Below are 21,718 nucleotides of genomic sequence, written 5' to 3'. Positions count from 1 at the left end.
CGCTCAGAACGCGTCGGCGCTGACGATCTCGCCGCCGGCCCGGGTGCCGAGCGCCTGCCACGTCGGCAGGCTGATCGAGTCCTTGATGAACTTGACCGAGCCGTCGCAGAAGGCGGTGTTCACGCCGCCGGCATGGTAGCTCCGCGCGGCCATGTGCGCGTTCGTGAAGGCCCCGTCGCCGCAGTCCATGTTGCGGGTGTTGGGCGTCTGGGTGTGGTTGTAGTAGGCCAGCTCGGGGATGTTGCCCCGGTAATACTGCTGCCCCTTGTAGGTGATCCGCGTGTTGTACGGGACGCCGTTGCAGGCCGCGTTCGGGAGGTAGTTGTCGGTCGCGGCGTTCCACGCGGAGGTGATGTAGACCGTCTGGGCGTCCATCGGCTTGTTGGCCGTGACCGGGAACGGGATGGAGGAGATCCGGATCTCCGAGAACATGGCGGTGTTGCTGGTGCCGTCGGTGATCGAGCTGATCGTCGTCTTGCTGGTCACCTTGCGGTAGTCGGGGCTGGGGACGGTGGCCGTCGGCCTCAGCGCCGTGACGTTGATCGACACGTTGAACACGCCCACGCTGGACGTGTTCGACTCGTTGTTGGGGAAGGGGACGGTGGGGCTGCCGCCGGCCGAGTTGTAGGCCTGGGCGGCCGTCGCGCCATTGCTGCCGTAGTAGTTGCTCTGGCCCCAGCTCCCGGTGCTCTGGGCGTAGGTCCGCGTGCCCGGCGAGCGGAAGCCCTTGCCGTCGGAGGGGCAGAGGAAGGCGCCGATCTGCTGGCAGCGGGCCGTGTCGTTCTCGCCCGTCGAGTTGATCTCGAGCTGGAGGTTGAACGTGCCGTACAGGCTGGCCTGCTCCAGATAGGGCAGGATCAACGCCTGCACGCCCACCCGAGTGCCCTCGCCCAGGCTGGGGGCGGCGAGCGGCGCGGGGCCGACGCCCGGCGGGAACTCGCCGTTGGTGCTCTCGAAGTTGTGGACTCCCAGGCCGATCTGCTTGAGGTTGTTCGTGCACTGGGCGCGGCGGGCGGCCTCGCGGGCCGACTGCACGGCGGGGAGCAGCAGGGCGATCAGGACCGCGATGATCGCGATCACCACCAGCAGCTCGATCAGCGTGAAACCACGACGGGTCTTCATGCGAGGCAATCTCCATGGCTTGATGCGGAAGATCGGATGAGGACGCACGGACGGATGCCCGCGGGCGCGAAGCGCCGACCGGGGATGGCGATGGTTCGGGACGTCTCCAGGACGTCGCGACCGCGAGGCGGCGGCTAGGGGGCGTGGTCGGGTCGCGGGCGAGGTTCGGATCCCGATCGGAACGTGCCGAGGCGTCCCGCCGCGACCCGCCTCATGGGCGAGCGGCGACGGATCCCTTCAAGGGGCGAGCGCTTATGACTGACTGCATCATATAGTGCGATGGGAGAGTGATAAGAACATACCTCGGACCGCGACGAGATTCCAGAGCGTAACGAGAAATAATGCAGCAACTTACAACGAATTCTTTAAACCTACAAATGTCTTACTGGGGATGATCTTAGGACGACGCTCAGGCCGGCCCGCCTCGCCCTCGGGCGGGGCCGGGGGCGATGGTCGGGCCGGCCGGCGCGGGGCCGTCTCCCAAGGGTCGTCTGCGCCTTCTGCCATCGCGGGCCCGCCGTGCATGACCACGCGCGAGGCGTCGGCCCGCACCAGGAACAGCCGGCCGACGGCCGGCCAGCCGCGGTCGTGGCCGACCGAGTCGGCCTCGCGGTCGACGACGTGGACCGCGAGGCCGCGGCCGCCGCCCGGCCTCGGCGGCGGCCGTGGGGTCTCCCAGCTCGTCGACGCGGCCCGGCGGCAGGTCGGCCCCGCCGAGGCGCGTCGTGGGCATCCGGGCGGCGGTGCGGAGCCGGAACTCAATCGGACCCAGCGGCCGGCCGGCGGCCGCGCCGACGGCCAGGGCCGGGCCCGATGCCGACGATCCAGGAGGCCGAGGTGGTGGCCATGCCGGCCCACCTTACGCCGACGGCCGTCGACCCACCCGTCAAAAGTTGCGACCATGCCTATGCCGCGAGGGGCAAGGCCGCATCATCGACGCCTTCCGTCAGCCGGCCGGCCAGCGATAGCTCTTGGCGCCGTTGGGCTTGATGCGCATCCAGCGGCCGTCGAAGGTGGGCGTGACCCAGGGCGATTCGCCGCCGTCGGCGCGGATCTCGGCGGGCTTGCCGAAACGCGTCGCGTCGAGCTGGAGCGAGAACGACCGGTCGCGCGGGAAGACGTGGGCGACCCACTCGCCCCCCACCTTCCGGATCGAGACGCCGCCGTCGGTCTTGATCGCGCCGAAGTCGACGACCTTGCCGTCCTTGTTCAGGTCGGCCAGGCTGACGGCCGCGCGATCGGCCTCCGGCTTCTGGGGCGTGAAGCGGAGCGACTTGCCCCCCTCGGCGACGCGGATCACGCCCAGGATGTTGCGGCCGGAGCGGTCGGTCGGGCCTTCCAGGGTCACCCGGCCCGCGCCCGGCGTGTGGAAGCCGATCGTCCACGCGTATTCGCCGTCGGGGAGGTCGTCCGGGACGTGGATCGTGTACGGGCCGTCGTCGACGGTCGTCCCGGCCTTCCACTTCGAGGTCGGCGTCGCCAGGCCGTGATCCTGCTGGAAGCGGATGTCCTCCTCCTTCGCGCCCGCCTTGCCGAAGTGGACGAAGGCGTGGAAGTCGGTTTTCATAGGCTCGCGGACCTTCCACGCGTAGGCGGCGGTGAAGGTCCGGGGTCCGGTCTGGCGAAAGGCGGCGACCGTCGGCAGCACGCGCCGGACGCCCGAGAAGTCCCAGTCGACGGCCGAGCGGGCGTTGGCGAACGACGCGTCGGGCGTCTCGACCGAATCGGTCACGATCCCGTTGCGAAGGGTGGTGCCGGCCGTCAGGCCCTCGCCGCGGGCGATCCAGCCGAACTGAGGCAGCTCGACCCCCTCGACCTTCAGCGGCTCGGCCGACTGGTTGGCGACGACGGTCAGGCCGCCGTCGTAGCGGACGCGGACGCGGTTCCAGGCGTCGGGCGTCGAGACGCCGGACCGGACAACGGCCGACGCGTCGACCCAGTGGCCTTCCAGCTCGTACTGGATCTGGGTCACGGCCGACGCGGCGTACCTCGGCACCACCGGCGCCATCAGGTTGTATTCGAGCCAGGCGAGCGGCGGCGAGGCCCAGGCCGAGCCGCTCAGGAACCCGGCGTGGCCGAAGGCGATTTCCTGCATCCGGTACTGGTCGAGCACCGCGACCGGCGGCAGCGAGCCGCGGGGCACCCGCGAGCCGTCCCACCAGCGCTCGTAATAGCCCATGCCGTGGTTGAGCTGGAGGGGGTGGATCTTCAGCAGGTCGAAGTCGACGAACAGGGGGGCGTCGAGCCCCGCCTCGCCGGCCCAGCCCGAGCCGAACTGGGCCTCGGCCCCGTCGAGCAGGCCGCTCCAGTACCAGTGGTGGTTCCCCTCGCCGAAGACCGGCCCGCCGTGGGTCTCGCGGAGGAACTGCCAGGTCTCGCGGTGGGCCTTGCGGACCCGCTGGAACGTCCCCGCGCCGTCGACGCCGGCCTGCTGGTCGACGTGGAACCAGGGGGGGACCGACGAGTTCACGTCCAGGAACGAGCCGGTCGTGTCGTACCGGCGATGGATCTCGGGCGACTGCGTCTTCGCCAGGTCGAGCATCGCCGTCGGCTTGATCGCGAACGACTGGATCTTGTTGCCGGGGTGGAACCAGGCGTTCTGGCGCTTGCCCTCGGAATCGACGGCGATATCCTTCTCGGCGAACCCCTCGAAGTTCGGGTAATAGTCGACGTAGTTCTCGTGCAGGGCGACGAGATACCCCAGCCGCTTTCCGGTCGCTTCGAGGGTCCTCATGCCGGCCTCGCCCCCCTTGTCCTCGGCGGCCGGGAAGTGGGCCGGCAGGCCGTTGTCGTACCCGCTGCGCTGCCAGTCGTGGATGATGACGGCCAGGCGTCGCAGGCCGAGGTCGTGGAGCGTCTCCAGCTTGCGGGCGATGTCGGCGTAGCGTCCCCCCCAGATGTCGAGGACGACGCGGTCGGAGAGGTCCTTGATGTACGGCGACGGCGGGTTGGGGATGTTCGGCAGCACCTCGTCGATGTTCCAGGCGGCCGAGTAGAGGAACCGCTCGACCGGGACGTTGCGGGTCTTGTCGGTCAGGGCCAGGTAATCGACCCGCGTCGCCTCGTCGTGCCGCGAGGCGGCCGAGACGGTCCAGTCGACCTGGCTGGAGACGAACAGGTCTTCGGCCGGCAGGTAGGAGACCTTGTTGTTGTAATAGGGCGTCGGCACGTCGCGACGGCCGGCGACCGGGCCCCACGAGCCGCCGTCGATCTGCTCGACGGCCGGCCGGTCGAGGCTCACGTCGAGGGCCAGGCTGCGGCCGGCGATCGAGCCCTTGACGCGGAGCGTGACGGCCTTGCCGTCGACGTCGAAGACGCGGACCAGGGTCGGCCCCTCGGCGGATTCCTCCCAGCGGATCTCCTTCGACGCCGCCCGCCCGCCCCAGCGGATCCGGGCCGTGGTGGCGAGCGGGACGCGGACGGGCGAGTCGCCCGTGCGGTCGGCCTCCAGGACGATAGCGCCGAAGACGCCGTTCTCGCTCAGGATCGTGGGGGCGGCGGTCGGCTGCGGCGGGGGCGTCCAGCGGTAGCTGAACGAGCCGTAGTCGTCGGTCGAGCGGAGGACGAAGCCGTCCCCCTCGCGGCGGACGTCGAGCTTGACCGACGTGGTCGCCGGCGGGGCCAGGCCCTTGCCCGGCTTCGAGGCCAGGCCGCGGAACGACGTCGGCGGGGCCGCGGCGTGCGCGACCGGGGCCGCCCGGAAGCCGTCGAGGACGAGCGCGCGGTCGGCCCACAGGCCGAAGTCGAAGCTGGAGTCGCCCTTGGGGCCGGGGTCGGTCTCGAACCGGAGGACGACCGCCCGGCCGGCCTTCTTCGTCAGGTCGAATTCGAAAGGCTTCCAGGCGGCGTCGAGGCGGACCTCGTCGAGCAGGGCCTCGCCGTCGGCCAGGAGTCGGAACCGGACGCCGTCGGACTTGCCCACGCCGTCCTCGCGCAGCGCCGTGGCGCCCTTGACGACGATCCGCCCGGACGTCGGCAGCTGGACGTGGAACTCCTGGAAGGTGGTCCCGGTGCCGCCCCGCCAGGGGCAATGCTGCAAGACCGCCGCGCGGCCGTTGCGCAGGCCGTCGGACGCCAGGGTCACGCCCGTGCGCTCGTCGAACCGGCCCGTCCAGCCGACGGGGAATTCCTCCTCGGGCTGGCCTCGGTAGGCGAATCCGACGCGGTAGAGGCCCACCTCGTCCAGGTTCCACGTCGCCTTGTCGGGGCGGACCAGCAGGGGGTCGGCCGGCGGCGCCGCCGCGCCGAGGACCGCCAGGCCCATGATGAGAATCGAACCGCGCATCGCGAATCCCTCCACGGCGGGCTCACGGCTCCGCGGGGGGATGCCCGCCGCGGACGCGCGTCATCGCGGTCCCTGGATCGACGTCGACCATCGACCGCCTCGCACGCGGAAGTCGACCCGCCTCATCCCCCGTTATAGAGCATCCCCGAGGACCGCGAAACCACCCGGCGGCCGATCCGTCGAAGGAATTCGGACCGCCCACTCCCCGAAGAAGTCCTGACGCGGCACGTCGTTTCGGCGGCCCCTCAAGCGGCCCGGAAGGGAGACGAACCCGGGGGGAGCCGCCGGTGTCGGGATCTGGACTCCGCGGAAATGTGGTCGTCTCGGGGAATTGGATCGGCTTTTGCATTTTGGGCCGGCCGTCCTCAGGTATCTCAGAACACGCCCCACTCGGTCGCCATCCAGGACGCCCGCCGAACGAGGCCAGGACGGAAATCCGAATTATTTCGCGGGACGGGTGACGCGCCGGGCGGATCGGCCCGTACCGTCCTCGGCGAAAATTCTCGGCCGACGGCTTCCGGATGCGTGACCTAATGTTGCGTAGGGTCGACGGACGTGGCGTCCGGGAAGCGCGACGACGCGGATTGCACGACGTCCGGATTCGGGGTAAAGAACGATCGCTCGGATGGGACGCGCCGCGACGCCTAGATGAAGGATCGGTGTTCAAGAGATACAGGCCGCGCGACAACGAGCCTCGCCGCGCGGCCTGGGGACGATTTCGGGGGAATTCCAGCCTTGCTCTAGGGACCTTGCCAACAGACGGAACGGGAGGGCAGCCAGCATGCGTCAGCTCGGTGATCTGCTGATCTGGGTGGGCATGATCGTGCTCACGGTGGGCGTCGTCTACTTCACGCCGGTCGTGGCCGAATACGTGACGGCCGAGCCCAAGCCCGCAAGCGTCTCGGTCCCGCAAAGCGGGCCCAGGATCCATCAGACGATGTTGCAGCGGCACCGCGATTTCGGCGAGGGCCGCCCGAGCCACTGAAGGCCGGGCTCCCGGACCTTCTCGAAATCTTCACGGCGTCCTCGCCGCCCCATCTTGGAGATTTGATGTGATGATGCTCGCGTCACGGGAATCGCCCTTTCCACCCGCCCGAGCATCGTCATCTTATGAACGTCCTCGATCGTCCCCGAGGCCCCCGGGCCGCCTTCACCCTGATCGAGCTGCTGGTGGTGATCGCGATCATCGCCGTCCTGATCGCCCTGCTGCTGCCGGCCGTGCAGTCGGCGCGCGAGGCCGCCCGCCGGATCCAGTGCACCAACAACATGAAGCAGCTCGGCCTGGCGTTCCACAACTATGAGAGCACCGTGGGCTCGTTCCCGCCGACGACGATCCTGACCCCGGCCCCCACCGGCAAGGCCGGGACGTGGCAGTTCGAGTCCTCGTGGAGCGCCTTCGCCCGCTCGGCCCCGTTCCTCGAGCAGGGGGCCTTCTACAACGCGATCAACTTCAGCCTGACCTACAGCGACAAGCCGAACACGACCGTCTCGAACACGCCCCTGACCGCGCTCGCCTGCCCGAGCGACCCCGGCGCTCACATCGACGACGCCTCGATGGGGAGCACCTTCTACGCCACCACCAGCTACGGCACCTGCGACGGCGACTGGTACGTCTTCTCGGTGAACTGGGGCGCGACCAACACCCTCGGCCCCAAGAACAGTTCGCTGTTCGGCCCCAACACCTCCCGCTCGATCGCCTCGGTGACCGACGGCCTGAGCAACACCCTGATGGCCTCCGAGGGGCTCGTCGGCCACGCCCAGATGCGGAGCTGCATCCCGTCGCCCACCGCCCCTTCGGACGCGACCACCGGGGCCTGGACGCCGACCAACGTCCCCGCGCCCGGCGCGGCCTCGGCCCAGGCGCTGGCCGAGGTGATCGGGTCGTGCGGGACGGCGACGGGCAAGGTCAAGGCGGGGGGCCCGATCGGCCACACCCGCTGGTGCAACGGCGGCGTGTACTACTCGGGCTTCACGACGGCCATGACGCCGAACCCGAACGTCAAGGCGGTCAGCCGGGCGACCGGCTTCTCCAACGCCGGCCAGAACGTCCAGATGGACTGGGATTCGACCGACGAGAACGACGGCGGGCCGACGTACATGTCGCTGGCCGCCACCAGCCGGCACTCGGGCGGCGTCAACGCGCTGATGGCCGACGGTTCCGTCCGGTTCGTCAAGGACTCCATCTCCGGGGTCACGTGGCGGGCCCTCGGCAGCATCGCCGGCGGCGAGGTGATCTCGTCCGACTCGTACTGATCGACGGAGCCCGAACGTCATGCGTCCACGCCCGTCCGCCGCGGCGGCCCTCGCATCCGGGCTCGCCGCGGCCCTGCTCGCCGCCGGCTGCGGGGGCTCGTCGTCCCAACCCCCGGCGGGGATCACCGTCCCCGCCAAGGGGGTGGTCACCTACAAGGGGAAGCCGCTCGCGCAGGGGACCGTCGTCTTCGAGCCCGACGCCGGCCGCGAGGCCCACGGCGCGATCCAGGCCGACGGCTCCTTCGTCCTGACGACCTTCGCCAAGGACGACGGCGCCGTCCCGGGCCTGCACCGGGTCGCCGTGACCGGCGTGCCGAAGAACATCCTCCCGCTGAAGTTCCAGAGCGCGGCCGCCTCCAAGGTCGAGATCGAGGTCGCCGACGGCAAGGCGGACTATCCCATCGACCTGAAGTGACCCCTCGGGCACTCGCCGAGATCGACCCGCCTTTCACCAGGGAATCGCCCCGATGATCCTGCCCCGAACCCGCTCGCTGCGACGACGGATCCTGGCGACGGCGCTCGCGTTCCTGGCCGCCGCCGCCACGGCCGACGAGTTCACGGCGACCCCGTCCGGCGCGCCGACGCCCTTCCTGGAGCCCGTCGAGGGCTCTACGGGGGCCTTCCAGGTCGACCGGACGATCGAGGCTTCGGCCCTGGCGACGGCCGGCGACGGCCGATACCTCGTGGTCGCCCACGACAAGCAGGCCCCCCTGCGGCTGGTGGAGACGGCGACGGCCCGCCGGGTCGGGACCCTGTCCAGCCCCCGGTTCCCCGGCGAGACCCCGAACTCGACCAAGTGGGAGGCGATGGCCGAGGACGCCGACGGCGCCTTTTACGTCGTCGGCTCGCACTCGGGCAAGACCGAGGACGAGCGGATCCAGCATCGAAAGCTGATCCGCTTCCGCCTGGCCCCCGCGAGCGGGCCCGGAGGCCTCCCCGCGATCGACGACGCGTCGGTCGTCTCCTGGGGGCTCGACGCCGGCCTCGAGCGGGCGCTCCGGGGCCTGGGGCTGCCGGACGAGGCCGTGGGCCGGCGCAAGGTCGAGGGCCTGGCGATCCGCGAGACGGCGACGGCCCCGACGCGAAGGGAGCTGGTGATCGGCCTCCGCGAGCCCGACGACCTCGTCCGCACGTTCGTGGTCGACGTGACCGCCCGCCCCGCCGACGGGGCCGAGCTGGCCCCGACGCCCTTCTTCGCCTTCGCCCCGGGCGCGATCGAAGGGGTTCGCAGCCAGCTCACGTCGCTGGAGTACGTGCCGGCGTGGAAGGGCTTCGCGATCGTCACGGCGACCGAGGACGACCGCAACGGCTTCCACGGCAACACGCTCTGGTTCGCCGCCGACGACCGGATCGCCCGCGCCGGCGGGACGCCGATCGAGCCCGAGAAGGCCTGGGCGTTCGAACCGACCATGAAGGCCGAGGGGCTCTGCATCCTCCCCGGCGCGGCCTCGTCCGGCCCCGGGTCGGTGCGGTTCGCGATCGCCTTCGACAACGACGCCCGCGTCACCGGCGCCCCCGGCCGCCTCTGGATCATCGACCTCGCCCGCCGTGCGAAGGCGGAGTGAGGAATCCGCTCCCGGCCTCGGCCCCGGCGGAAGACCTGCTGCCGTCGAAGCTCCGGGACCAGGCCGCCCCCCCGGGCCGACTATCTTCTCGACCCGGGGGCGACGGCCGTCGCGGCGACGAAGCGGCGGACGGCGTCGGCGAACCGGGCGTGGTATTCGAAGAGGCCCGCGTGCTTGGCCCCCTCGAGCTCGAGGAGCGTCGCGCCCGGGATCGCCTCGGCCATCTTCGCGCTCGCCGACGGCAGCAGCACCGGGTCGCGGCCCCCGGGCACGATCAGGGCGGGGACGGGGATCGAGGCCAGGGTGTCCGTCGCGTCGTAGCGGAGCATCCCGAACATGCCCCGCGCCAGCACGGCGGGCGGGCCCTTCGGCATGTAGCGGGCCATGAAGTCGAGCTGGCCGCGGGTCTCATTGCCTGAGAACGAGTCCTTGTGCGTCGACCGGTGCGCCGAGCCGTTCAGGTAGCTCAGCACGTTCATCGCCCGGACCAGCGGCGCCAGGGCGATCGTCAGGTGCAGGAGCGGCTCGATCAGCGGCTTCTGGACCGCTGTGTAGAAGGCCGCGTGCGACGTCGTCTTGACGGGGTTGGTGTAGGTCGTCTGGGCGAGGACCAGGCCCGAGACCCGCGTCCCGAGCGCCTCGGGGAAGAGGCGGCAGTACGTCAGGATGATCATGCCGCCGATGCTGTGCCCCAGGAGGGTGACGGGCGCGTCGCCGGCCAGGCCGACGACGGCGTCGAGGTCGCGGGCCATCTTCTCCAGGCTGTAGTCGCGGCCCGTCGGCTGCGACGAGCGGCCGAGGCCGGGGAGGTCCCAGAGGATGAGCCGGTGAGCGTCCCCCAGCTCCCGCTTGGCGTAGCACCACTCGGCGGCGTCGGCGCCCCAGCCGTGCGTCAGGACGATCGGCGGGCCGTCCTCGGGGCCGTACAGCTCGACGTAGAGGTCGGTCCCGTCCGGCCGGCGGAGGCGGCGCATCTGGCCGCGCAGCGAGTCGTCCGGCTCGTCCTCTCGCCTCCCCCTCTTCAGCAGGAGAGGATAGGCGAACGAGCCGCCGCCGATCGACAGGCCGATCAACGCCAGGCCGCCCAGGAGGGCCGCCGTCTCCCGATTGAGCCCGAAACGCCAGTCCTCGCGCCGCACGACGACCGGGGCCTCCACGTCGCGATCGAGCCGCCGCGTCTCGTCGTCGACGGGGGCGAGGACCTGCGTCCTGACCTCGACGTGGCGATGGTCATACCAGTATTTGAGGAGCAGCGGACCGGCGACGAGCATCGCCGCGGCGAGCAGCCCCCTGAGCCAGAAGCCCAGGATCTGGAAGGGCATGAACGGCATTTCCCGCTTCCTCCGCGGCGCAGCGCGCGCCGATCCTTGATGGCTCGGCGTCTCCCTCCGTATCCGTCGGGAACGACGCCGGGCCCCGGCGTCCCCGAAGGGCTCGCCGGCGGGCTAGGCAACATCGCAAGTGGCGAGCCAATCCCGCCCTTCGGGCCGGGATCCTCGCGGGAGCGGTCGCCCGGAGCGGCGACGGCGCGGCCTCACCGCAGGGCGAGGCGGCCGCAGACGAAGATCCCGGCGGAGGCCAGCATCGAGCAGGGGAAGGTCAGCAGCCAGGCGAGCGCGATGTTGCGCGCGGTGGCGAGCTGCACGCCCGAGCGGTTGGCCCACATGGTCCCGGCGACGCCCGAGGAGAGCACCTGGGTGGTGCTGACCGGCAGGCCGACCAGGTCAGCCGCGCCGATGGTGGCCATCGCGACGACCTCGGCGCTGGCGCCCTGGGCGTAGGTCAGGTGCGTCTTGCCGATCTTCTCGGCGATCGTGTGGACGATCCGCTTGTAGCCGACCGTCGTGCCGACGCCCAGGCAGAGGGCCACGCCGACGATGACCCAGCCCGGGACGTACTCGATCGCCCCGCGGAGTTGCCGCCGGGGGGCGGCGATCGCGGCGAAGCGGCCCTCGGGGACGACGTCGCGGTCGCGCTCCAGGCCGCGGTCGACCTGGTAGATCAGGTTGCGCAGGGCGATCCGGTCGTCGTGCGGGACCTCGCGGAGCGACGTCTTGGAGCCCAACCTGTCCAGGACCTCGTCGATCCGGGCGATCTCGGCCCGGTGGATCGGCGAAGGGTCGGCGAGCAGGGCGGCGCGCAGCTCGGTCGCGGCGTCGCGGGCGTGGACCGCCCCCGAGGCGCCGTCGAGGTTGAGCGCGAAGCCCGTGGGCAGCAGGCCGATCAGGACGAGCATGATCAGGCCCATGCCCTTCTGGCCGTCGTTCGAGCCGTGCGCCAGGCTCACGCCGCCGCAGGTCGCCAGCAGGGTGGCGCGGATCCAGCGCGGGGGGCGGACCGAGGGGTCCTCGGGGGGCGGCACGTAGAGTTCCGGGTCGGGGACGGCCCGCTTGGCCGCCAGCAGCAGCGCGGCCGCCGCGAGGAAGCCGATCGCCGGCGAGATCAGGAGCGCCAGGCCGACCTCGCCGGCCTTCTCCCAGTTGACCCCCGCGCCCAGGCCCCGGCCGCTCATGACGCCGTTGGCCAGGCCCACCCCGAGGATCGCGCCGATCAGCGTGTGCGAGCTGGAGACCGGGATCCCGAACCACCAGGTCAGGAGGTTCCACGAGATCCCGGCGACCAGGAGGGCCAGGACCATCACGACGGCCGACCGCGAGGCGGCGTCGATCAGGAGGTCGACGGGGAGCAGGTGGACGATGCTGAACGCGATCGTCGTCCCGCCGAGGAGCACGCCCAGGAAGTTGCAGACGCCCGAGAAGAGCACGGCGGGCGTCGCCTTGAGGGTCCGGGTGTAGATGACGGTGGTCACGGCGTTCGCCGTGTCATGGAAGCCGTTGACCACCTCGAAGCCGAACGCGATCGCCAGGGCGAAGGCGAGGACCACGGCGGACTGCGCGTCGAGGCGTCCGAAAGCGTCGAGAAAATCGGTCATGATCACCCTTCAACGCGAACTCCGGTCGCCTTGAGGGCCTCCAGTTGTGGGGAGCGGGCCGCCTCCGGCAGCGGATTGCCGTCGAGGCGGAGCCGCAGGTAGGGGGCGAACAGCTTGGCGCCGGCGGCGTCGGCCTTCGCCGCGTCGATCAGGGGCGTCAGGTCCTTGATCTGGTTGCGTTCGATCAGCAGGAGCTTGAGGTCCGGCTGCTTGGTCAGGGGCCGGACGTCCTCGATCTGGTTGTCGCGCAGGTCGAGCGTCGACAGCTTCGTCAGCTTCTCCAGCACGCCCACGTCCTTGACCTTGTTGCCGCCCAGGGCCAGCGACGCCAGCTTGATCAGCGGGGCCAGCGGGTTGACGTCCTCGACCTTGTTGCCCCCCAGGTAGAGGGCGCTCAGCTCGACCAGGCCGGCCAGGGGGGCGACGTCGCCGACCTGGTTCTTCGACAGCTCGAGATACTGCAAGCCCTTCAACCCGGCCAGCGGGGCGAGGTCGGCCACCTGGTTCTCGGCCAGGTCCAGGGACTGCAGGTTCTTGAGGTCCTTGAGCGGCTTGAGGTCCGCGACCTGGTTCTTCGAGAGCCGCAGGAGGGCCAGGTTCTTGCACTTCTCCAGGCCCGTCAGGTCCTTGATCTCCTTGCCGACCGCCTCCAGGATGTAGACGTTCTGCAACTTCTCGTCGGTCAGCTCGACGTTCGGCTCGTGCTTCAACACCGCCCGGACCGCCGTCTCCAGGTTCTTGTCCGGGAACGGCCCGTCCGCCCGCGCCGGCGTCGTCGCCAGCAATCCGACCGCGAGAATCACGCCGCGCCGCAAGATCCCCTTCGTCGTCATCGTCGATCATCCTCCGTCGGGTGGTTGGGGGGTGGGAAGGCCGTCCGCGAATCTCCAACGTAGCGGCCCGTGCGAGGATACGCGACGGATCGGGCCGGCGACAGCCCTGCGAGTCCGGCGCGGCGCGAAATTCGCACCCCGACCCGGGGCCGCGCGGGGCGGTCGCCGGGCGACGACCGCCGTTGACAAGGGGAGGTCTGCGACCGATCATGCAGGGGTCGCGACGGGGCGCGTCGGCGGGGATCGCCGAAAAGGACGGCCCGGCGAAATCTTCCAACGCGCCCCCCGTGCGGGGCGTACCATGGTTTGTGGGGAGATGACGCGATGCGGAAACGGGTCGAGATCGTCCTCCCCCCATCGCCCGACGACCCCCCGGGCGGACGAGGCGCGAGCCCGCCCGCCGGGAAGGAAACGTCGGACGCCATGAACCCCTCGCAGGCCCCCACGCCGGTCGCGGCGACGCCGGCCGACGACGAGGGGAAGCTCAACGACGCCTGGCTGGTCGAGCGGACGCGGCGCGGCGACCAGGCGGCCTTCGGCGTCCTCGTGCGGCGTTACGAGCGGAAGCTGATCCGGGTGCTGGCGCGATTGGTGCGCGATCCCGAGATCGCCCGCGACCTGGCGCAAGAGACGTTCTGGCGGGTCTTCAACCGGCTCGACCGTTTCGACACGGGGAGGCGGTTCGGACCCTGGCTGTTCCGGGTGGGCGTGAACCTGGGGCTCGACCACCTCCGTCGCGGGCGGGGCGAGCCGCCGCCGAGCTCGCTCGACCGCGGCCACGGCGACGACGGGGCCCCTTACGACCCGCCCGACCCCGACCCCCGGGTCCAGGCCGAGCTGTCGCAGGAGGTCCATTTCATCCTGGCCCAGCTCCCGGTCTCGTACCGGACGATCCTGGTCCTGCGGGACCTGGAAGGGTTCTCCTCGTCGGAGGTGGCCGCGATCGTGGGGCGACGCGAGGCGACGATCCGTTGGCGCCTTTCCAAGGCGCGCGAGAAATTCCGCCAAATCTGGGAGCGCCGTCAGGATGCGGCGCGGGAGGCAGCCACGGAAGGCTGACGACCGATCATGAAAAGAACGCCCGACGAGACAGCCTGCGCCTGGGTCCGCGACCGACTCCCGCTCTTCGCGGCGGACGAGGACGACCCCGCGCCGACCGCGGACGCGGGCCCGGCCCGCGACGAGCGGATCGCCGTCGAGGCCCACCTGGAGCGGTGCGCGGCCTGCCGCGGCCGTCGCGACGGCCTGGCCCTGGCCTTCGACGCCCTCGCGGCCGCGGCCGCCGAGTCCCCCGCCGAGCCCCACGCCCCTTCCCTCTGGCCCGCCCTGCAGGCGCGGATCGAGGCCCAGGCCGGCAGGCCGCGGACGCGTCGGGCCGGCGAGGCCGCTCCCGGAGCTCGATCGCGAGGCCCCCTGGAGCGGGCGGCGTCCCGGCTGGCGGGCGTCCGCGACGACCTGCCCCTGCAACGGGCCCGGATCGGCGACTCGGCCCGCGAGCAATCCCCCGCCCGGCTCCGCGCCTGGCTCGCCCCCGACCGCCTGCTCCGCCCCCTGGCGGGCCCCGTCGGGGCCCTCGCCGCGGCCGCCCTCGCGGCGATCGCCGTCGGCCTCCCCCTGGCCCAGCGTCTCCGGGACGATTCGCAGGGCCGGATCGACGCCGCCGCGACCCCGCTCCCGGCCCTCGAACGGGCGATCCCGCTCGTCGTGACCCCGCCCCGGGCCGACGTGATCGAGGCCCCCGTCGCCGAGCCGGGCGACCTGGCCCTCGTCAACGAGCGGAGCCTGGCGCAGAACACCGAGCCGCCGCTCCGCGACCCCGACAACCGGGGCCTCGACGTCGCCAGGCCGGCGCCCCCTCCCCCCGCGACCGCGCCCGCCGTCCGCTTCGACCTGGAACGCGGGACCCCCATGCCTCCCGACACGCTGGCCGGGAAGCCGGCCTACTGATTTTCGATCCGACGCCGCCGTCGGGAGGCCGAGGGACGACGAGGTCCCGGGTGCGTGCGGACGCAGGTGGATGAAGGCTCCCTTGAGGCGTCGAACGCCTCGATCCTCCTTCTCGGAGATCCCCCTTCTCGGCCCGGAGGAGGAAGGGGTCGGCCCCCGATTCGCCCGGAAGCTCCATCAAGGAAATCGTCGCCCGGGACGGCGCCCCGCTCCACCGCAGAGACGACAACTTCATGGACACTCGGGACGCCTCGGTCCGGAACCGCCTGATCCTCTGGTTCGCCAGCGGGCTGTTCTTCACCGCGCTCGCCCTGGCCGTGACCTCGCGACGCCCGCCCGCGCCGGCGACGACGGGGGAGTCGAAGGAGCACGCGCTGTTCGCCCGCTGGCTGAAGTCGTCGGGCGCGCTGGCGGACGGCCCCAAGATCGCCCCGGCGACCGGGGGGAAGTCGACCTCGACGGACGCGAGCGGCCCGCCCGCGTCCTCCTCGCCGCCGACCGATCCCGCCGCGGCGTCGGGATCGTCGACGCGCTCGCTCTCGTCGGCGGAGGCCTCGGCCAAGAGCGGCGTCGCGTTCGCGGGCGGCCGTCGCGAGCGCGAGGAGGAGGACGACGAGGCCCTGTTCGCGGCCATGGAGCGGCTCGAGCGGCGGATGGCCGCCGGCATGAGCCGGGCCCGGGAATCGGTGCTGGCCCTGGAGTACACGGCGGCCGGCGGCCCCGCCGACGCGCGCCGGGCGGCGGTGGGGGTCGTGGTCGACGGCCGCCGCGGCGACGTGCTCTCGGTGCGGATCGACCGCCCCCCCACGCCCCCGGGCGAGCCCGGCGGCGGCCCGTCGCCGATCGTGGCCCGCGACGCCTTCGGCCGCCGCCACCTCGCCCGCTGGGTCGCCGCCGACCCCGAGACCGGCCTGACGCTGCTGGAGATCCCCGCGGGCGTCCTGCGGTCGATCCGCACCGCCGTCGAGGGGCCCGCCCTGGGGGGCCAGGTCTTCGTCGTCGGCAACCCGTTCGGCCTGGGGCACTCGGTCAGCCGGGGCCAGGTCTCGGGCCTCAACCGCTCGCTGAAGCTTCAAGACCTCCAGCTCAACGGCCTGATCCAGGTGCAGACCCCGCTCTTCCCCGGCGACAGCGGCGCGGCGGTCGTGAACTACCGCGGCCAGTGGCTGGGCCTGATCCGCAGCGGCCTCGCCCCCCCCTCGCAGTCCGAAGACAAGGCCCCCGAGCGCGGCAACGACCTGGGCTTCGCGATCCCCGCCGACGACGCCCTCTGGATCGCCTCGCAGCTCCGCGAGCAGGGCCGGGTCGACCGCGCCTACATGGGCGTCCGCCTCGAGCCCGATCCGGGCGACGCCGCCGGGCCCGAGGGCGCCGCCCTCAGCGACGTCCTCCCCGACACGCCCGCCGCCCGGGGGGGCCTCCAGGCCGGCGAGCGCATCGTCTCGTTCGACGGCCGCCCGACCCGCTCCGCCCTCGACTTCACCGAACGCCTCAACCGCACCCCGGCCGAGAAGTTCGTCCGCCTCGAAGTCGTCCGCGGCGACGGCCCCCAGCGCCAGCAGCGCAGCGTCTGGATCCAGACCTCCCGCCGGCCCGAGGTCCCCCGCCCCGCGACGCCCCCCGCCCTGGCGACGAAGGCCGAGAAGCCGGCGACGTCCCCGTCCCCCGTCGTGATCCCGACGTCCGCCGTGGTCGCCGTGCCGACGCCGCCGGCCGCGCAGCCGGCGCCCGCCGGCCGACCCGAGCCCAAGCCCGTGGGCGACGTCGTCCCGCCCCCCCGCGCCGAGGAGCTGCAGATCACGCTCCCCCGCGCGGTCTTCGATCGCATCGACCAGCTCGAACGCCGCCTCGAACGCCTGGAACACGCCCCGGCCTCCGCCTCCCCTCCGCAACCCCCCGCGGAGCCGACGCCGGACGCCCCCTGAACGGAGCCTCTCCGGGTTCATCCGGGTCGGGCCCGGCCTCGACCGAGCCCCCGCCTCGGCGAACTACGCGTCCCCGACGGCCTCGGGGCGAGGCCTAATCGACCTCCCCTTTCGCCTCCGGCCTGAACGTCTTGCCGAGCGACTTCCAGGGCAGGTCGACGTTGAAATAGTACTTCACGGGCCCGCCCCCGCCCTTCGCCTCGATCTCGAAGACGTCGAACCGGCGGCCCTCGTGCACCGCCAGCCCCTGGCGCTCCGCCTTCAGCTCCAGCGAGCCCAGGAACAGGTATTCCTCCTCGATGAAGAGCACCTCGATCGGCTTCTCGAAACTCTTCCCGGTCCCCGGGACGAAGAGCGTGCCCGCGATGCCTTCGACGCAACGGGTGTGGAAGGCGTTCTTCTCCTCCTGGCCGGTCTTCGCGTAGTGGGAGGCCGCCAGGGCGTGGGCGTCGATCCGCATGCACCCCTCGCGCTCCATCAGCTTGTCGAGGGCCGCCTCGGCCGCCTTCGGGTCCTCGCCGTCGAGGGCGACGCCGATCTTGACGAGTTCCTCCTTCCACTCGCGGTGGTAGGGTCGGTAGCGCTTCGTCTCGGCGAAGGAGCGTCGCAGTCGCACCCAGTCCGCCTTCTCGGGATCCCGCTTCGCCGCCGCGAGCAACCCGTCGAACCGTTGTTCCACGTCCTCGTCCGGGGGGGCCTGGGCGGCGGCCGGCCAGGGGGCGAGGCCGCCGAGCAGGAGGACGTACGCGACCGAGACGAGACTTCGCGGAATCATGGCGGGAGTCCCTCATGAAGGTGCGGGATCGGCCGGAAGGTGGATTCTGAGCCATCGGTCGCCGTGATACCACCGGAATCCCGGGCCCGCGGCGGGGAAGTCTCGGGGCCGGGGGTCGACGGAATTGGGGTTCCGACCTCCGGAGGGGGCGGCTAAGATACGGCCCTCTCGTCACCCCATGCGGAGCGCGACCGGATTGTCTTCGCCGCCGCCCAGGAAGGACCCCGTGAGCACGGCATCCACGATCCCCGCGCCGGCCCAGCGCGCCCTGCCCCCCGTCCTGGGCCGCCTCTTCAACGGCACGCTCTGGCTCGCGCTGCGGGTGCCGCTCCAGATCGTCTTCTCGCTCTGGACGACCCGGCTGATCCTGGAGACCATCGGCAAGGACCAGCTCGGGGCCTACAGCTTCGCCTGGAACTTCGGCTTCCTCCAGATGCTCTTCGAGTTCGGCGTCAGCTCGGCCCTCCAGCGCCAGATCTCGCAATACTGGACGAAGGGGGACAAGGCGGGCGTCGACCGGACCGTCGCCTGCGGCCTGACCTTCTACACGGCGACGGCCTTCGTGCAGATCGTCGCCCTGCTGGCGATCGCCTACCTGGCCCTGCCGTTCTCGGAATACCGCGGCCACCCGTCGTACGACCTCATCGTCAAGCTGCTCTGGATCCAGGTCGTCACCTCGCCGTGCTACGGGTTCTCGGTCGTGGTGTCGAGCGTCCTGCAGGCCGCGAGGCGGTACGAGTTCATCCCCCGCATCGAGTTCGCGATCACGATCCTCCGCTTCCTGGCGCTGCTGATCGGGCTCAAGAGCGGCGTGCCGTTCTTCTGGGTCGTCGTGATGCAGACCGCGATCCAGGTCGGGCTCTCGCTGGGGCCGGCCGTCTGGGTGATGACCCGCGAGCTGGGCCAGTCGCTGAGCTTCCGCGGCGCGCGCTGGGAGGACTACAAGGCGCTCGGCCACGTCAGCTTCTACATGGCGCTCATGCAGGTGAGCGTGATCCTGGCCGACAAGATCGACGCCACGATCCTCGGCTTCGTGATCCCCGACCCCGGCCAGGCGAACGCGGTGTATGACGTGGTGAGCAAGCCGTTCCTGCAGCTCCGCCAGACGGGCTGGATGCTGGCCTACATGGTGATGCCCGCCGTCGCCAGCCTGGTCGCCGCCCGCGACGAGCGCAGCCTGGAGCGGGTGAAGTACGACGGCACCCGCATGCACGCCGCGTCGATCCTGCCCATCGGCCTGCTGGGCTTCCTCTACGCCTCGCCCTTCCTGACGCTCTGGGTCGGCGACCGCCTGGGCCGCCCCGCGGCCGAGGTCGCGCCCCTGATGCGGCTCTTCCTGACCGCCGCGATCCCGCTGATCCTGTCGGTGCCGGTGCAGATGGCGATCGGCTTCAACAAGATCCCGGTCATCGCCCTGGCGGCGCTCGGCGGCGCGATCGTGAACCTGCCGATCAGCTATTACCTCACGAAGCAGATCGGCGTGGCGGGCGTGATCTGGGGGACGGTCGTGACGACCTTCTTCTCGAACCTGATCATCCCCGGCGTCTACGTCTCGCGGGTCCTGGCGATCGACCCCCGCGTGTTCCTCCGCCGCACCCTGGGCCCGCCCCTCGCCGGCGCCGCGGCCCTGATCGCCGCCGTCGGCCTGCTGAACCTGGCCTTCCCCGTCACCTTCCCGGGGACGTCCCTCGCCACCCGCGCCGCCCCCCTGCTCCTGCACCTCTCCGTCGGCGCGCTCGCCTACCTCGTCGGCTACGCCCTCACCCCCACCGGCCGCGACGACCTCGCCCAGCTCCGGGCGAAGCTGAGCAGGCGGTGAGAGCCCGAAAGCCCTTCCGCTGCTGTAATCCTGGTCGAGGGGAGGTGAGGCATGGCGACCGAACGCTTCAACGACCTGAAGGCCTTCAAGGGATTCATCGACGAGAAGCTATCGTCCGAATCGGACGAGCTAACTCTCGCCGAGGCCCTCACGCACTGGGAGATCGAGAACCAGGGCGCGGAGGAGCGGAAAGAGACCCTCGAAGCGATCCAGGAAGGCTTCGCCGATATCGAAGCCGGCCGGCTCACGCCCGTGCGGGCGGCCCTGGACGAGCTTCGCAAGAAGTACGGCCTGCCGCCGCTGCCATGAACGATGAGATCGAATTGACGCGGAGGGCCGTGGCCGACCTCGATCGGCTCGCCGCATCGCTCGACGAACGACGGCCCGACGGCGTCGGCAGGCTCACGGAGCGATTTTTCGAGGCCCTCTCGCGCCTCGAATCGTTCCCGCTCTCCTGCGGCCTCGCCTACGAGGATCGCCATTTCCCCGGCGAGGTGCGACATCTCCTCTTCAGGGTCTTCAAAGGTCGCCCGTACCGCGCCCTGTTCACCATACAGGGCGACAAGGTGAGGGGCCTCGCCGTCCGCGCTCCGGGCGAAAGACCCGTCGGGCCGGAGGAACTCGAATCCTAGAAGGGGGGCCTTCCGTAGAGCCGGCTCGACGTCCCCTTGCCACTTGAAACGGCGGCGTCGCCCCGGCCTCCACGCCGACCTTCTCATCACGAAATCTTGGCCACCACCAACGTCTGGTCGTCGTGGGGGTCGAGGTGCTCGGTGAAGCCGTCGATGCCTTCCAAAATGGCGTCGACCATCTGCTTGGCGGAGAGCGAGCAGAGGCCGAGGATGGCGTCGAGGCGGTCGGGGGTGAACTGCTCGCTGCGGGCGTTCATGGCCTCGGTGATGCCGTCGGTGTAGAGGACGAGGAAGTCGCCGGGGACGAGCGTCACGGACGACTCGTCGTAGTCGAGGTCCTCGAACAGGCCCAGGGGCGGGCCCCCCACGTCTTCAAGCGAGATCACCGTCCCCTGCGAGCAGCGGCGGATGCGCGGGGGGTTGTGCCCGGCGCAGGCGTACGAGAACGTCCGGTTCGACGGGTCGTAGATGCCGTAGAAGGCGGTGACGAACACCTCGTTCTCGGCGGTGTAGGTCGAGGCCAGCCGCTGATTGACGTGCTTCAGCAGGGCCGAGGGCGGGTCGGGATGGCCCGGGTGGCCGTGCGAGAGGCTGTGGAGGATGGCCATCATGACCGCGGCAGGGGTGCCGTGGCCGCTGACGTCGGCGATCAGGAAGCCCCAGCGGCCGTCGGGCAGCTCGAAGAAGTCGTAGTAGTCGCCGCCGGCCCATTGCGAGGTCCGGTAGTACGTCGCCAGCTCGACGCCGGGGATCTCGGGAAGCTTCTTGGGCAGCAGCGAGCGCTGGATGTCGGCGACGACGCGCAGCTCGCGGTCGACCACCTCGTACGCCTGCTTGAGCCGCTCGGTCAGGACGAGGTTCTGGGTGGCGCGGCCGAAGAGGCTGCTGATCCAGTACCGCTCGGGGAACTGCTCGGGCTCCCACGCGGCGGGCTCGTCGCGGAGCGCGACGACCATGTTGAGGCCGACGCCGCGGTCGTAGTGCGGCATCGCCATGAGCGACCGCTGGCCGTCCAGGTGCTCGGCGGCCGGCTCGTCGGGCTTCACGAGGTCGCGGATGTCGTCGATGATCCGCGGCTGGTCGGCGTAGATCAGCTCGGCGAGCAGCCCCCCCTCGAAGACGGGGAGCTTCTCGGGCTGCTTCCAGGGGTTGATCTCCTCGCTCCAGAGGCTCGACCGGGTGATGCGGTACTTGGGGTACTCCAGGCCGCGGCGGCTGATGGAGATCCAGCGGTCCGAGGGCATGATCTGGCGGACCCGCCGGCCGTAGCTGCGCACCATCTCCTGGGGGTCGTCGTGCGTGCTCATCTCCCGCATCAGCTCGGCGACCTCGGCCAGCCGCGTCTGCCAGTCGCTCGACCCCCAGGGGGCGGGGGCCGGTTCGGCGGCCGGCGGGTCGATGGGGAGCGATCCCGCCGCGGAGGCCGGACTCTCGATGGAAGACATTGTGGGACCCTCGCTTCGTTCGGTCGATCCTCGAATTCGACACCATTCTACGGGGCCGGTCGAGGGGGGAAGGGCGCCGGAGCCGGCCCGCCCCGAGGCGGTCGACGCATCATCCGCCTCCCACGCGACTTCGGCGGTCCCCGGATCGGGGTGAACCGCGCCGGCGAGGTCGGATAGAATCCAGG

The 21,718-nt window shown here is 71.2% G+C and carries 17 protein-coding genes; 10 read left to right on the top strand and 7 right to left on the bottom strand.

Annotated elements, in window-relative coordinates:
- Positions 1–3: 3 nt before the first annotated feature.
- Both PZE19_RS29080 and PZE19_RS29075 read right to left on the bottom strand, forming a co-directional pair.
- On the bottom strand, positions 4–1,122 hold the full coding sequence (locus PZE19_RS29080) for a DUF1559 domain-containing protein (protein ID WP_277864109.1): 1,119 nt from the start codon (positions 1,120–1,122) through the stop codon (positions 4–6).
- 946 nt (positions 1,123–2,068) lie between these two features.
- A complete protein-coding gene (locus PZE19_RS29075) occupies positions 2,069–5,407 on the bottom strand; it encodes a DUF5696 domain-containing protein (RefSeq protein WP_277864108.1) in 3,339 nt (1,112 codons plus the stop codon).
- Positions 5,408–6,188: 781 nt separating this feature from the next.
- Between PZE19_RS29075 and PZE19_RS29070 the strand changes: the two genes are divergently transcribed.
- From PZE19_RS29070 to PZE19_RS29055, 4 genes are all read left to right on the top strand, one after another.
- Positions 6,189–6,392 (top strand): hypothetical protein, encoded by a 204-nt coding sequence (locus PZE19_RS29070; RefSeq protein ID WP_277864107.1) that lies wholly within the window; start codon positions 6,189–6,191, stop codon positions 6,390–6,392.
- A gap of 125 nt (positions 6,393–6,517) precedes the next feature.
- Complete coding sequence (locus tag PZE19_RS29065) at positions 6,518–7,660, top strand: DUF1559 family PulG-like putative transporter (RefSeq protein WP_277864106.1); 1,143 nt, start codon at positions 6,518–6,520, stop codon at positions 7,658–7,660.
- Positions 7,661–7,679: 19 nt separating this feature from the next.
- Positions 7,680–8,075 carry a hypothetical protein gene (locus tag PZE19_RS29060; RefSeq protein WP_277864105.1) on the top strand — a complete coding sequence of 132 codons (396 nt, stop codon included), beginning with the start codon at positions 7,680–7,682 and terminating at the stop codon, positions 8,073–8,075.
- A gap of 52 nt (positions 8,076–8,127) precedes the next feature.
- The gene (locus PZE19_RS29055; RefSeq protein ID WP_277864104.1) at positions 8,128–9,225 is read left to right on the top strand and encodes a hypothetical protein; all 1,098 of its coding nucleotides are present in this window, start codon (positions 8,128–8,130) and stop codon (positions 9,223–9,225) included.
- An 80-nt stretch (positions 9,226–9,305) separates the two neighbouring features.
- Here PZE19_RS29055 and PZE19_RS29050 read toward each other — a convergent pair whose 3' ends face one another.
- From PZE19_RS29050 to PZE19_RS29040, 3 genes are all read right to left on the bottom strand, one after another.
- Complete coding sequence (locus PZE19_RS29050; protein WP_277864103.1) at positions 9,306–10,556, bottom strand: alpha/beta fold hydrolase; 1,251 nt, start codon at positions 10,554–10,556, stop codon at positions 9,306–9,308.
- A 203-nt stretch (positions 10,557–10,759) separates the two neighbouring features.
- Entirely contained in the window at positions 10,760–12,157 is a 1,398-nt protein-coding gene (locus PZE19_RS29045; protein ID WP_277864102.1) for an inorganic phosphate transporter, read from the bottom strand.
- Positions 12,158–12,159: 2 nt separating this feature from the next.
- Positions 12,160–12,990: a leucine-rich repeat domain-containing protein gene (locus PZE19_RS29040; RefSeq protein WP_277864101.1), complete on the bottom strand. Its 831-nt coding sequence runs from the start codon at positions 12,988–12,990 to the stop codon at positions 12,160–12,162.
- A 423-nt stretch (positions 12,991–13,413) separates the two neighbouring features.
- Here PZE19_RS29040 and PZE19_RS29035 point away from each other — a divergent pair, with 423 nt between their 5' ends.
- From PZE19_RS29035 to PZE19_RS29025, 3 genes are all read left to right on the top strand, one after another.
- Positions 13,414–14,049 (top strand): RNA polymerase sigma factor, encoded by a 636-nt coding sequence (locus PZE19_RS29035; protein ID WP_277864100.1) that lies wholly within the window; start codon positions 13,414–13,416, stop codon positions 14,047–14,049.
- Positions 14,050–14,058: 9 nt separating this feature from the next.
- On the top strand, positions 14,059–14,937 hold the full coding sequence (locus tag PZE19_RS29030; RefSeq protein ID WP_277864099.1) for a zf-HC2 domain-containing protein: 879 nt from the start codon (positions 14,059–14,061) through the stop codon (positions 14,935–14,937).
- Between the two features lie 233 nt (positions 14,938–15,170).
- A complete protein-coding gene (locus PZE19_RS29025) occupies positions 15,171–16,862 on the top strand; it encodes a trypsin-like peptidase domain-containing protein (protein WP_277864098.1) in 1,692 nt (563 codons plus the stop codon).
- Between the two features lie 94 nt (positions 16,863–16,956).
- On the opposite strand, the gene PZE19_RS29020 is transcribed toward PZE19_RS29025, so the two are convergent.
- Positions 16,957–17,637 (bottom strand): hypothetical protein, encoded by a 681-nt coding sequence (locus PZE19_RS29020; protein WP_277864097.1) that lies wholly within the window; start codon positions 17,635–17,637, stop codon positions 16,957–16,959.
- A gap of 226 nt (positions 17,638–17,863) precedes the next feature.
- On the opposite strand from PZE19_RS29020, the gene PZE19_RS29015 reads away from it, so the two are divergent.
- From PZE19_RS29015 to PZE19_RS29005, 3 genes are read left to right on the top strand one after another with little or no spacing between them, the layout of a single operon-like run.
- On the top strand, positions 17,864–19,456 hold the full coding sequence (locus PZE19_RS29015; RefSeq protein ID WP_277864096.1) for an MATE family efflux transporter: 1,593 nt from the start codon (positions 17,864–17,866) through the stop codon (positions 19,454–19,456).
- 51 nt (positions 19,457–19,507) lie between these two features.
- A complete protein-coding gene (locus tag PZE19_RS29010; protein ID WP_277864095.1) occupies positions 19,508–19,765 on the top strand; it encodes a hypothetical protein in 258 nt (85 codons plus the stop codon).
- The gene (locus PZE19_RS29005; RefSeq protein ID WP_277864094.1) at positions 19,762–20,088 is read left to right on the top strand and encodes a type II toxin-antitoxin system RelE/ParE family toxin; all 327 of its coding nucleotides are present in this window, start codon (positions 19,762–19,764) and stop codon (positions 20,086–20,088) included. The genes PZE19_RS29010 and PZE19_RS29005 overlap by 4 nt, the downstream gene beginning before the upstream one ends.
- 86 nt (positions 20,089–20,174) lie before the next feature.
- Here PZE19_RS29005 and PZE19_RS29000 read toward each other — a convergent pair whose 3' ends face one another.
- Entirely contained in the window at positions 20,175–21,533 is a 1,359-nt protein-coding gene (locus tag PZE19_RS29000; RefSeq protein WP_277864093.1) for a PP2C family protein-serine/threonine phosphatase, read from the bottom strand.
- Between the last annotated feature and the right edge of the window lie 185 nt (positions 21,534–21,718).

The organism is Paludisphaera mucosa (assembly GCF_029589435.1).
Classification (GTDB): domain Bacteria; phylum Planctomycetota; class Planctomycetia; order Isosphaerales; family Isosphaeraceae; genus Paludisphaera; species Paludisphaera mucosa.
The sequence above is the reverse complement of the archived record's forward strand: the minus strand, read 5'-3'. Positions and strand labels throughout refer to the sequence as shown.